The 13,447-nt window shown below is 45.8% G+C and carries 10 protein-coding genes; 9 read left to right on the plus strand and 1 reads right to left on the minus strand.

Annotation, left to right across the window (positions count from 1 at the left end):
• The first annotated feature begins 341 nt into the window (after positions 1–341).
• The 6 genes from LL912_RS17720 (at position 342) to LL912_RS17745 (ending at position 9,780) form a co-directional block, all read left to right on the plus strand.
• Positions 342–968 carry an RNA polymerase sigma factor gene (locus LL912_RS17720; RefSeq protein ID WP_235554932.1) on the plus strand — a complete coding sequence of 209 codons (627 nt, stop codon included), beginning with the start codon at positions 342–344 and terminating at the stop codon, positions 966–968.
• A 67-nt stretch (positions 969–1,035) separates the two neighbouring features.
• Complete coding sequence (locus LL912_RS17725) at positions 1,036–2,172, plus strand: FecR family protein (RefSeq protein ID WP_235554934.1); 1,137 nt, start codon at positions 1,036–1,038, stop codon at positions 2,170–2,172.
• A gap of 237 nt (positions 2,173–2,409) precedes the next feature.
• Entirely contained in the window at positions 2,410–5,814 is a 3,405-nt protein-coding gene (locus tag LL912_RS17730) for a TonB-dependent receptor (protein WP_235554935.1), read from the plus strand.
• Between the two features lie 25 nt (positions 5,815–5,839).
• Positions 5,840–7,627 carry a RagB/SusD family nutrient uptake outer membrane protein gene (locus LL912_RS17735; protein ID WP_235554936.1) on the plus strand — a complete coding sequence of 596 codons (1,788 nt, stop codon included), beginning with the start codon at positions 5,840–5,842 and terminating at the stop codon, positions 7,625–7,627.
• A gap of 49 nt (positions 7,628–7,676) precedes the next feature.
• Positions 7,677–8,672: a DUF6528 family protein gene (locus tag LL912_RS17740; protein WP_235554937.1), complete on the plus strand. Its 996-nt coding sequence runs from the start codon at positions 7,677–7,679 to the stop codon at positions 8,670–8,672.
• Between the two features lie 19 nt (positions 8,673–8,691).
• Positions 8,692–9,780, plus strand: coding sequence for a metallophosphoesterase (locus LL912_RS17745; RefSeq protein WP_235554938.1), 1,089 nt, complete (start codon positions 8,692–8,694; stop codon positions 9,778–9,780).
• A gap of 220 nt (positions 9,781–10,000) precedes the next feature.
• Here LL912_RS17745 and LL912_RS17750 read toward each other — a convergent pair whose 3' ends face one another.
• Entirely contained in the window at positions 10,001–11,449 is a 1,449-nt protein-coding gene (locus LL912_RS17750; RefSeq protein ID WP_235554940.1) for a S41 family peptidase, read from the minus strand.
• A gap of 462 nt (positions 11,450–11,911) precedes the next feature.
• Between LL912_RS17750 and LL912_RS17755 the strand changes: the two genes are divergently transcribed.
• From LL912_RS17755 to LL912_RS17765, 3 genes are read left to right on the plus strand one after another with little or no spacing between them, the layout of a single operon-like run.
• Positions 11,912–12,661, plus strand: coding sequence for a sulfite exporter TauE/SafE family protein (locus LL912_RS17755; RefSeq protein ID WP_235556530.1), 750 nt, complete (start codon positions 11,912–11,914; stop codon positions 12,659–12,661).
• A gap of 31 nt (positions 12,662–12,692) precedes the next feature.
• Complete coding sequence (locus LL912_RS17760; RefSeq protein WP_235554941.1) at positions 12,693–12,935, plus strand: MoaD/ThiS family protein; 243 nt, start codon at positions 12,693–12,695, stop codon at positions 12,933–12,935.
• Between the two features lie 13 nt (positions 12,936–12,948).
• Positions 12,949–13,365, plus strand: a complete 417-nt coding sequence (locus LL912_RS17765) for a molybdenum cofactor biosynthesis protein MoaE (protein WP_235554942.1) — start codon at positions 12,949–12,951, stop codon at positions 13,363–13,365.
• Positions 13,366–13,447: the final 82 nt, after the last annotated feature.

A 13,447-nucleotide genomic window follows, 5' to 3' on the forward strand; every position in this document is an offset into this window, starting at 1 on the left:
TCCCCTTTAATAAAAAAATGAAACGACCTGGTCTGTGCTGGCGCTAACGTAAAGCAATACCATTGTACCAGATATCTGTACAATGAATTAAATTTGGCAGAGTTAATAGATTATTAATACAGCTGTATCACGGGCTACATAAACGAAGATTAGCTTTGCGGAAAAGTAAAAAAAACTGGAATACATGATGGATTCACGCGATTAATTGCGGGACCGATTCAAAAAACTGGAATTTATTTACGCCCTGGTGCAGGGTCAACGTACTATCTATTTTGAGTAGAAAAGGTTAAGAAGAGCGATGAATATCCCAAAGTGTATTAAAACGTCCAATAATTCACAAAATGGCGAAGGACGGACCAATCATCTTATTTGTGAAAGCTGCAGATTATCAACAATATAACGATAGCGATCTGATCGGACTTCTTAGGGAAGGCGACCATCTGGCGTATATGGAAATATATAACAGGTATGCCAGAAGCCTGTATGTAAAGGGCTGTAAAAAGCTGGACAGCAGGGATGATGTCAAAGACCTGCTACAAGATGTATTTGCCGCATTATGGAAGAACCGATATGCTTTGACTTTAAATACGCCACTGGCGGGTTATTTATATGCTACGTTACGCTATATGGTCATAAAACGCATTTTGCATAAGAAAGTCCAAACAACCTATTTAGAGTCGCTTAAATCTGCTACACCTATAAAACATGAAACTGCTGACAATTTAGCCCGGGAAAACGAATTGAAGCGGTTGATCGAGACCGAAATTACTTCATTACCCGAAAAGATGCAGGAAGTTTTCCGGATGAGCAGGGAACATCACCTTTCTCACCGGGAGATAGCCGTGCAGCTGGGCCTTTCAGAAGCAACGGTTAAGAAACATGTCAATAACGCGCTGAAATCCTTACGCATTAAACTGGGGACCCTTGTACTGGCTGCCTGTATTTACCTGGGTACATATTTTTTTTGAATTGGTACTACGCCCATCGGTATATTAACGGTACTATACTTAAGTACACGGTAATATTTTGACAAGTATGGAAGAAAATAACATCCGGAATCTGTTGAGGCGCTACCTGTCAGGTGCCTGCAATCCGGAGGAGCGCGCCCGGGTTGAGCAATGGTTTGAGCTGTTGGAGTCAAATAAAGTGAAGATTGATGACGCCGATCTGGAAGAAGATATTGCAGAAGTGCGGGCCCGGCTGGTAGCACCGTTAAGAAAAAAGAGGAAATTATATAGATATGCGGCAGCGGCTGCTGTGCTGTTTGCTGTTGCAATGGGATCCTATTTATATCTGATCCACAGATCGTCTGACGGAATTAAAAAGACAGAGAAACTTGCTTCAAGTGCCGCCGATATTGCCCCTGGCAGAAATGTAGCCACGCTGCAACTTGCAGACGGAACCGAGATCGCGTTGGATGATTTGTCTAACGGAGCCATTGCTCAGGATGGAAGCAACACCATCTATAAGAACGGAGACGGGCAGCTGACCTATGTGGCTGCTGACGGAGCCTATACCGGAAAGATGGTTTCTAATACATTGAAAACGCCGCGCGGCGGGCAATACCAACTTACGCTGCCAGACGGATCAAAAGTTTGGTTAAATGCAGCCTCACAACTTACCTATAAAATCAGCAAAATAGCACCCGAACGTTTAGTTGAGTTGCAGGGCGAAGCCTATTTTGAAGTGGCCAAAGATGCACGCAGACCATTTAAAGTACGCTCCGGGAACCAGGTTGTTGAAGTGTTGGGCACGCATTTCAATGTGAGCAGTTATGATGATGATCCCAGTATAAAAACAACCCTGGCAGAAGGTTCCGTCAAAATAGTTGAAACCGATGGCCGCAGTAATGTTACCCTTGAACCGGGGCAGCAGGCCACGCTTGATCATAAAAACCGGTTATCGGTGGCCAGGGTCGATGTATCAGACGCCATTGCCTGGAAAAATGGGAAATTCAGTTTCAACCAAACCGATATTCATGCTGTTGCTAGACAGCTCTCCCGCTGGTACAATGTTGAAGTTGTATTCAAAGGTAAAGTTGCGAACATAAACTTGTCCGGGGAAGTCCATCGAAACACCAATGCTTCAAAGGTGCTGGAAATCCTTTCATTTTATAATCTGAATTGTAAAATAGAGATGATCGACGGTACAAAACGTATTGTTATTGAATAATTAACCTCAAAATGTATCAGCTTATGGAACGAGAAACCTGACCGCCTCCGAGCTTAATAAAAAACGCCTTCTGACTGCCATCAGAAGACGCAAGCGTTGAGCGATGATCTAAAAAGATTCGTGTACCAATTAAATATCAACTCAAACAATACAAAGTTAATGGAATTCATATATCATGTGACAACTGCCTGGTTGAGACGGTTGTTGGGCGGCAAACATTTTTACCGGAAATTTATTATGAGGTTTCAAATAATTGTGGGTCTTCTCTTTCTACTGTTTATCCAAGTGAGTGCTGCAAGCCGGGCGCAGAATGTATCCATCAATGTGAATAATGCCCCTCTGGAAAAAGTATTCAGGATGATTGAGCAGCAATCGGGCTATGTATTTCTCTATGATGATGTGCGGATAAAAAGACAGAAGGTCAGTCTGTCGCTTCAAAATGCGCCTATAGAAAAAGTATTGAAGACCTGCCTGGAAAACCTTCCGGTTGCTTATAAAATCGTAGACAGGAACATACTCCTGAAAAAGCGGATGGAACCACAGGTTCAACAAGTTCAGTACCAACAGCGCCAGGTTACAGGAGTGGTCAGGGATAGCACAGGTAGCACCCTTCAGGGCGTTTCGGTTACTGTTAAAGGAACCAGCCGTGTTACGGTAAGCGATGCTTCCGGTCAATACCAGATTGCTGCCTCGCCCGGCGATGTATTAATTTTCAGTTCAGTGGGATACAAAAAGCAGGAGATTGTGGTTGCTGATGATACGCGCCTGGACGTGGTGATGAAAGTAGAAGTATCCAGCTTAGAGGAGGCGGTTGTTGTAGGCTATGGCACGCAGAAGAAAATAAATCTCACCGGAGCTGTATCGCAAATCGGCGGAGAGCGGTTAGCAAACCGTGCAGTAACCAATATAGGGCAGGCATTGCAGGGAGCCGTGTCCAATTTAAATATCAGCTCTACCAATGGCGGAGCTCCCGGTGCTAATTCCTCTTTTAATGTGCGGGGGTACACGGGTTTTTCTGCCAGCGGCGGCGCGGTTTCGCAATCCCCGTTATTTGTTGTTGATGGTATTCCGGGCGTAGATATCAATACGATCAATATTAATGATGTGGAAAGCATCAGTGTTTTAAAAGATGCGGCATCTGCGGCGATTTACGGATCCAGCGCGCCCTATGGTGTTGTTATTGTTACGACCAAACAGGGAAAAACGGGAACCAAGCCCACCATTACCTACAATAACAACCTGTTGTTATCGCAACCCATTAACCTGCCGAAATATATGCGATCCATAGATTTCGCCAATTTGTATAATGAAGCAGCAGATAATGCCGGAACCAGCCGTCCTTTTAGTGACGACGCCTTAAAGCGCATCCAGGACTATTTAGATGGAAAGATAAAAACAGAAACCATCGCCAACCCGGCTACGGGTACCGATGCCTGGTTTGAGTGGGGCAATGCAAATGCTAATAACGATTGGTTTGATATATTGTTCCGCCGCTCCCAGTTTAGCCAGCAACACAATATCGGTGTTTCCGGAGGTACGAACTCAACAAGGTATTATGTAGGTCTTGGGTACAACAAGCAAAACGGAATGTATAATTATACCGATGACTCATACAATCGTTATAATGTGCGGGCCAATCTTTCCACGGTCATTACCCCATGGATGAACTTCAACTTCAGAACAGCATTATCGCGGGGAATCTCAAACACTCCTACTGCCGAAGGAAATTGGATGCAAACACTGGCTGCACGGAACTGGCCAACAGAGCCGTTGTATACCCCCAATGGCAGCTTTGCATCAGAGAACAGAATGGCCGGCCTCGCCCGGGGCGGACATACCTTCACAACCACAGATAAGGCTGTTGTTACCGGTGAGCTGGTGCTTAATCCGTTGCAGGGTTGGAATATAACAGGAAATTACACGATTGACGCTTCTTATTTTGATCTTGAAAGGGATATCAAGACCGTGTATGTTCAGCGTCCCAGCGGTGCGGAGCAATCGATTATTACACCCAACGGAATTCAACGTCAGAATCAGAAAAACCAGCATTATACAGCCAACCTGTACAGTTCCTATGAAAAAGAGTGGAACGGGCATTCCTTCCGGGGATTGGTTGGGTTCACCCAGGAACTGTATGACAACAAGGGAATGAATGGTTCCAATAACTATTTATATTCGAATGACAAACCAGCGCTTTCCCTTACCTATGGTGCTTCACCGGCATTGTCGGACAATGCTTCGCAATTAGCCATCAGGGGGGGCTTTGGACGTCTTAATTACAATTACCGCGGAAAATATTTGCTCGAGTTCAACGGGCGGTATGATGGAACCTCCCGCTTCTTATCAGCCAGAAGATTTAAGTTCTACCCCGGTATTTCCGGTGCCTGGGTGGTTTCCAACGAACGGTTATGGAAACCCCTCGCGCAGGTGTTGAACGTCTTCAAACTGAGGGCCTCCTACGGTCAGCTGGGAGACCAGGGTTTTACCAACAATTATTATCCGTTTTACCCCTCGCTGGTTACAGTTAGCCCAACCTCCAGTAATTTTCTGTTTTCGGGGGGAAGGGAGGCCTATATCGGTCAGCCGCCTTTGATTGATCCATCCCTTACCTGGGTCACTGTTAAGACGCTTGATCTGGGCATCGACCTAAGTGCTCTTGACAACAGGCTGAATGTAACATTTGGCTGGTACAGACGTACCGCAGATGATTTTGTTGGTCCGGCGCAGGCATTCCCTGCATTCCTGGGTACAGCTGCGCCTCAGGTTAATAATACCGGGATGGTTACGCATGGGTTCGATCTTACCCTGGGTTGGAAGGATAGGATTAATGATTTCAAATACGGCGTTGAAATTGTGCTGGGTGATTATCAGAGTAAGGTGCTCCGGTATCCCAACCCAACCGGGTTAAATACGACCTGGTATGTGGGAGAAAACTTTGGAGATATCTGGGGATATCAGACCGTTGGTTTTTTCAAAACCAATGAAGAGATCGCCCAGGCACCAAAGCAGAATGCGCTTTTTAGCAGATGGTCACCCGGTGATATTCGTTATGCCGATCTGAACGGGGACGGCGTGATCAACTGGGGCGACAATACCCTGGCCAATCCTGGCGACCGCAAAGTGATCGCCAACACGACGCCCCGCTATTCTTTTGGCGTGAATTTAACGGCACAGTATAAAAACGCCGACCTGGTGGTTTTTTTGCAGGGTGTTGCTAAGCGCGATGCGGTATTCTATAATGCAGATGTTTGGGATGGTGCTTATTTCTGGGGAATCACCGGCGATATGTATACCGGCATGCTCACTACCGCGCAGTACGACCGGTGGACACCGGAAACGCCAAACGGATATTATCCTAAATTTTATATGAGCGGAGAAACGCGGAAGAACTCTCAACCGCAAACCCGTTATGTTCAGAATGCGGCATATCTGCGAATCAAGAATATACAGCTGGGCTATGCACTCCAGCCCCATTTTTTAAAGCGGATTGATTGTGACCGGTTGCGGTTTTTTGCAAACGTTGAGAATCTTGCCACTTTTACGAGGCTGATCAAGACCATGGACCCCGAATTTTCTGCAACAGATGGCCGGGTGTATCCTTTCCAGCGGGTATGGTCTTGCGGTGTCAATATTACTTTTTAGTTATCCATTTATTCAAACTCGAGATATGAAACGATATATATATGTTTTGTTAGGTCTTTTTATGCTGGTGAGCTGCAGCAAGGATGGCTTTTTGGAGCGAAAGCCATTGGTTAATATCAACGATGCCGACTATTGGACTTCCGTCAATGATCTTCGGCTCTACGTTAATAGTTTTTACAATGACGATGGATTATTGCCTTCACGCCGGGCATGGGGAACCGGGCCTTATACTATTGATGCGGGTGATGGCAGTGATGCCAATGTTCCCTTCAACTATAACCGGCGTATGAATGGCGAGGGCACGGTGCCGTCTTCAGGCGGGGGCTGGTCTATTTCCGACTGGACACCCTTGCGGAATATCAATTATTTCATAGATAACTATAAAAAAGTAGTTGCTCCTTTTAAAGATGTACAGCAGTATGTAGGTGAGGCATTATTCTTTCGTTCGATTTTCTACTATGATAAATTGCGGAAATTTGGTGCTTTACCCTGGGCGTCTACATTGGTTGGCACAGGTTCCGAATTACTTTTTTCCGCGCGGCTGCCCCGTAACCAGGTTGTCGATTCGATCCTGCAGGATCTTGATAATGCCATAAGTTATCTTCCAGAAAGAGCGGGAGGAAGCTGGACCGGACGCATTACAAAGGAGGTTGCGTTAGCGCTTAAAGCACGGGTTGCGTTATACGAAGGAACATGGGAAAAATATCACGGCCTGAAAAATACGCCTTTTAAGGTGGATGGTTCAGACGGAACGAAATTTTTGACAGCTGCAGCCACTGCCTCCGGAGATTTAATGGCGATGGGTGAAAAAAACGGGTATCCCCGCTTAGATAACATCGGTGTCGAAAATGGATACTGGCTGCTCTTTAACCAAAAAGATTATGCTTCCAGCAAGGAAGTATTGTTCTGGCGCAAGTATTCTGTTGCAGACCAGGTGACACATACCTGGACGCGCTACTCCATCAATGGTTCGGGTATAGGGTTATCCAAGGATATGGTGGAGTCCTACCTGTGCCTGGATGGCAAGCCCATTGCACTGAGCCCGCTATATGCAGGAGACCGTACATTGAAAGACGTTGTTAAGAACAGGGACCCGCGATTGAACCAAACCATTAATGTAGATGATAACAAGCATGTAAAATGGTATGCAACCGGGCAATATTTTACGACGCCGACAATTGAAGTCAACGGTGCAAATAATACATCAACAGGGTACCAGGTATACAAAGGACATACTGGCGATTTTGCAGAAAACAATGCTGCACAAAGTACCCAGGGCTATGTGCATTTCCGTTTTGCAGAAGTATTATTGATTCATGCCGAGGCAAAGGCCGAATTAGGTGCCCTTACTCAAAGCGATATTGATAAAACAATTAACGCATTGCGCCTCCGGGTGGGAATGTCGGCCGGACTTTTGCAATTGGCAAATATTGCAACGGATCCAAACCAGGAGTTTCCTTCATTGTCTCCGGTATTGAATGAAATACGCAGGGAAAGGAAGGTGGAGTTAGCTGCGGAATGGTACCGCGTAGACGATCTTTTCAGATGGGCGGTTGCTGATGAAAAAATTGTAGGGAAACGTCCGTTGGGGGCGTATAAGAAACAGTGGGAAAATTACCCCGGAGCAAGCGCCCAATTTAATTCGGCCCTCGCAACACTGCCTGTCAATGCAGATGGGTATATCGATCCGTTTAAGCCCTATAGTGTCATGAACAATGGCTATCGTTTTAATGTGGGGCGCGATTACCTGCTGCCGATCCCAACCAATGAACTAACACTTAATTCGAAGTTAAAGCAGAATCCGGGATGGTAGCATACTTATTTTTTTGCATACATAACAAGGATTCCGAAGCATGCAACATATGAAAATTTTAGGCCTTTTTTTCTTGCCGCAGTGGCCCTTGGGCATCATCGCCCTGCTAGCCGCATGCTCGCAAAGAACGGCTCCAAATGCTTCGTCGGACGAAAGGGGCGCTTCAAATGATTGGCCGGTAGCTATTGTGAACCAGGGCGCCGGCCAGGTAATGGTTTTTGATTCAAAGGTGAGCGATTGGAACAATAGTGCTGCACGGGTTTGGTCCTGGTTCCCGGATGCATCCAATGGTTTCCCGGGCGATGTAGGCTGGGGTGCGCCTTCAGATGTAAAACTCCGCAGCAGTACATTTTTTGGTGGACAGGTGGTGGCTATAGCAGATTCGCGGGGATTCTGCGGCCTGGTACCGTATCCTGCAGGCAACAAAAAATTATGGGCGATCGATGTCGGACGTCCGGGACCTGCTGCAAACAATCCGCATGCTATCGAGTTATTACCTGATGGTAATGTTGCGATAGCTGCGTCCAATGGAAACAGCGTCCGGGTCTACACCTCCTCGCAGGGCCCCGCTTCCGTAAAGTACGTCAACTTTACATTATCCAGTGCACATGGCGTATTGTGGGATCCGGCAGAAAAAATTCTCTGGGCATTGGGCAGCGACGTATTAACAGGTTTAGAGATTGGCGGCACTGCAGCGGCACCCGTCATTAATGAAAAAGCGGGGTGCCGGTTTTCTCTGCCAACAACTGGTGGACATGATCTTTTTGCGTTCTATGGTGATAAAAACCGGCTATGGCTCACTACTTCAAAAGGGGTGTACACCTTTAATAAAACTACAAAAACATTCACACCGGTCGGATCATACAACAGCGAAGTTAAATCCATAGGCAACCAACCTTCAGGTCAGGTTGTACTGACAATGGCTTCAACATGTACCGACGGCTGGAATACAAATACTGTCCGGTACGACTATCCGGCCTACACACGTACGATCAAAGGCGCCTGCTTTTACAAGGCGCGCGTGTGGTGGAGCGCCTATCAATAATTATCAAATCCGATAGAAAATGAAGTTTTATATAAAAAACAACCTTTTAATTTTTTTATTTCTTTTTTATAACGGGTATTCCTTTGCACAGGCCGCGTCCCTGGACCAATTGCGGGTTCCGGCGCTCAGCGATGGCGCGGCCTATACCTGGGTACTGTTGCCCGACCCGCAGACCTATACCAAATTTGCCCGTAACCAGGCGCTTTTCAGTAATATGATCGATTGGATTGTTGATGAGAAACAAAAGCTCAATATCCAGATGGTATTATGCACGGGAGATCTTGTAGAGCAAAATAATATAGTCGTTCCGGATAGCATCAACGGTGATCAGTCGAGCTTTGCGCAATGGCGGTTCATTTCCGGCGCATTCTATAAGCTCAATAACAAAGTGCCGTATATACTTTGCACCGGAAATCATGATTATGGAACCAAAAGTTCGGAAAACAGGTATTCCCAGTTCAACAGTTATTTCCCTCCACAGGTGAACCCGCTGAATGAAAAACTGATTGCGGCCATGTTTCCGAATGCAGAGGGGGAAAAGACATTGGAAAATGCAGCCTATACCTGGAATGATCCGTCAGGCCGGCCATTTTTGATTTTTTCACTGGAGTTTGCCCCACGCATTGAAGTATTAAAGTGGGCCGACAGCCTGGCCCATGTGCCTGAATACAGGGATCACATTGGTGTGGTCCTCACGCACAGCTATCTTAATTCGGACGGCAATCGTACGCATATGGAAAAATATCCACTGAAAAATGCAAATTACGGCAAAGTGATCTGGGAGCAGTTCGTTTCTCGAAGTCCGCAGGTACAGTTTGTCTTTTCAGGGCATATCGCCAATAGCGATGCGCATCGTGATCAGGTAGGTTACCGGGTTGACCGGAACGCTGATGGTAGACCCGTGCATCAGATGTTGTTTAACGCACAGCGCGAAGGAGGAGGCTGGCATGGCAATGGAGGTGATGGCTGGTTGCGGATATTAGAGTTTATACCGCAGCAACGGAAGGTTAAAGTCCGGACCTTCTCCCCTTATTTTTTTATTTCGCCAGCCATGCGGCCCCATGCATGGCGCAGCGCAGATTACGATGAATATGAGATGATTTATTAAAGCCGAAGCGTTAGGTAGCGCATTAACAAGAAGCGGTCTTAATCGCTGGGAAAGGCGTCTTGTTTCTTCAATAGGGCGATGGGTACTAAGATCAAATACGCATTAGTAAAAGGATGCCCGATCATAAATGGTGCTGCCACCGGTATCCGTAGGGCAGGCAGTACGTCGTATTGGCCGCCTGTTTATTTTAAGGGCTTTCCGGATGCCTAAACAGGATTGTCTACCGGGTAGCCGGGTTTGAAAGCGCCTGCTGTTGCAGTTTCTCCCGGACCTCGTTTAACCAGGAACTACCAGAGAAGTCAAGCTGGATATGGGGTTCAATACCTTTGTTGTCGATGCCCTGGCCTTCGTTCAGCCGCCGGGAACGCGTGGTGGCGTAACCCAGTGTAAAAGCCGGACAGGAAAAATCTTTGTCGCGCATATTGGCATAGTCCAGTACGCCCTGGGTATGTTCACCCATGAGAACCACTTTTTTGCTTTGTCTTGCTTCCAGCAGGAACTGTTCCGTAGTGCTGCCGCAACGGTTATTAATGAGGATCGCCACTTTCTCGGGAAAATGGGGTGTGTTGGTTAGCGTATCCGTTCTGTCGTTATACACATTCACGTAACCACTGCTTCCCTGTGGAACCTCTTTTACTTTAGCCCTGTATTGTGCAATATAATCTTTAGGAATATTTTCATTGGCAGCAAATAACCGTTCATTGGCGGCGATATTATCCGGCGTTACCCAAAGATCCACGCCGGTCGTCTTTACCGGTTGGGTGTAGATCAGCGGACGCAGCGTTCTGTAAGAGCGATCACCGCCCCCGCCGTTGTAACGCAGATCAATAATCAGCTGCGGGGTGGAAGTGATAACAGGCAAATTCGTGTTCACGACCGAATCGATCATTTTGTACAGATCAATATCAAAACTTTTAATACGCAGGTAACAGGCGATAGCATCCAGTTTTTTGAAATAGACCGGAGCGGTCAGCTCTTCTTCAAACAGCGGTTTGTGGACCACCGGCGATGGCTTATACCCCAGCTTATTCCAACCCTCCTTTAACAGGCCATTCTCCTCATCGAAACGGACGGTGCCAAATTCAGGATGATGATCCTTGTAATACCAGATGGCGCCGAATTCATTGCCGCTTTTTTTAACCAGTTCAAATTTTACCTGGCCCGGTTGCCATTCCTTTACTTTGGAACTGAGAATAATGGCGGCATACGAGCGGAATCCATTGTCATTTTTCACTACGGCCACCTCATAATTATCGTTGGCATAAATACCCTCGATCCCTGCATTACCCTTTTGGGCACGCATTGCCGCAATAGCAGGCGGTGGAAGTGCAATGGTTTCTGTTGAAGCAATAGCTTTCTGCAGGGATGTCGAGTCGGCATTTGTACCAGGAGACAATGCAATATGATGATCTTTAAAAAATTCCAGCCACTGGTTAATGGCATAAAGGCACCCGGCATCTTTCTTTACCTGACGCGCCATACGCCGGTAGGTTGCGGTGTGGAAAATGTATGAGCGCTTTGTTTGTGAATTAATTTTATCTTTTGAGCCGGCATAATTCCTTTCCACGTAGGAAACAACACGATCAAAAGTTGTTACACAGGAGCAGTTTTGAGCGCTGGAGTTAAGGTTGCTGAGTAGCAGCAACAAAAGAAAGCAGGAGGTTCTCATACTACCAAATATACGAACATAGATTTGCCTAAGAATATTTGCGGCGAGAGAAAATGATTACCGGAAAGACAGGATTGGCCATTCTTTTATTGATTATTTTTTTTGTGAATTTGTAACGGAGTGATCTGATATCTTTACCCGCGCCTGTTATCGGAGAGCATCAATTCTTTGAAATTTTTGGCGAAAGGAAACGGCAGTAAAATTCCCAAAACAATATGCCTGGTCCTGCAGAAACATAAGGACCGGTCCGGTCTTCTTATAAGGTTGAAAACGGAGCTCCTGCTGTATCCGGCCTCCGGTCCTGTTTCCATTTCTTCTTCGCTGCATATTTTAATGAACCGCTGGCAGGCTGTAAACCGGTAATTGGTTGGATGAAGCGAAATCCGGTTGAAAAATATAAATGGATACATATCCTCATAGGGCTATTTTTTATGGCTATTTTTAGCCTATAATTTGTAAATGATGCCACATTGGGAATTGGTGATTTTTTTCGCTTTCATTGCATTTATTTATGCCTCCGTAGGATTTGGGGGCGGCTCAAGTTACCTGGCTGTGCTGGCGCTATATGGCCTTCCTTTTAAAGAACTGAGGCTTATTGCACTTATTTGTAATATCATTGTTGTTTGTGGCGGGGTTTTTATTTATATAAAAAGCCACCAGGTAGACTGGAAAAAAATAGTGCCACTGGTTGTTTTAAGCATACCGTTGGCGTATTTGGGAGCCATTTTGCGGATCAGCCAAAACATTTATTTTATTATCCTGGGGTGCAGCCTGGTTGTTGCAGCCATTTTGCTATGGACAAAAACGAGGGACCGTTCTCTTCCGGTGACGGAACGCTCCGGGAATCAATCCATTCTAAAAAATAGTGCATTGGGTGGGGCAATTGGTTTCCTGTCTGGCCTGGTAGGAATAGGCGGCGGTATATTTCTTTCGCCGGTTTTGAATTTAATGAAATGGGATGCGCCTAAAAAGATTGCTGCCGCAGCAAGCGTTTTTATACTGGTGAATTCTGCTTCGGGAATTGCGGGCCAGCTAACGCAGCTTCCAGGTAATATGAACCATACAAGAATTATTTTATTAGGCCTTGCAGTATTTATCGGCGGGCAGGCTGGATCAAGAATGTCGGTGAGGTTTGACCCCTTAATTATAAAACGGCTAACAGCCTTATTAGTTTTTTTTGCAGGCATAGAAGTGTTGGTGAAACATTTATAGTAACAAACCGGTATTCTTTGTAATTTTAAAAATGAAAATGCGAATACTGGCTTTTGGAATTGTAAAAGAGTTTTTCAAAGCTCCATTTTTGAACATAGAATTGGAAGATTCCATCACGGTGGCCGATTTCAAACATCGCTTAGAATCGACCTATCCTGACCTAAAAAAACTGCGGTCGTACTTGGTAGCAAAAAATGAGGAATATGCAAATGATACCGAGGTGCTGAATCAGGGAGACGAAATTGCGATTATACCCCCTGTGAGCGGCGGTTAAAAATTGACGGATTATGATCGAAATAAAAATTTCTGGCACAACATTGAATGTTTTAGCCTGTATGGACGCAACCGCGGATGACACCTGTGGAGGATTGGTAACGTTTACAGGAATCGTAAGAAATAAAACAAAGGAGAAAACCGTTACACGTCTGGAATACGAATGCTATGAACCCATGGCATTAAAAGAGATGCAGAAAATTGCAGAAAATGCAATACGGCTGTTTGCTGTAAAAAATGTATGCATACACCATCGTACGGGAGTGTTGGGAGTAGGCGATATTGCAGTCATTATAGCGGTCAATGCGCCCCATCGGGAAGCTGCGTTTGACGCCTGCCGGTATGCTATTGATACACTGAAACAAAAGGTACCGATTTGGAAAAAAGAAGTTTTCGAAGACGGGGAGGAATGGGTTGCGGCGCATGCCTGAATGAATTTCGGGTAACGTCATCTGCGAAGCTATTACGAAAAACAATTATTGCTATTGAAAATAGTGACAGTGATATCAATAA

The sequence above is a fragment of the Niabella agricola genome (genome assembly GCF_021538615.1).
Lineage (GTDB): Bacteria > Bacteroidota > Bacteroidia > Chitinophagales > Chitinophagaceae > Niabella > Niabella agricola.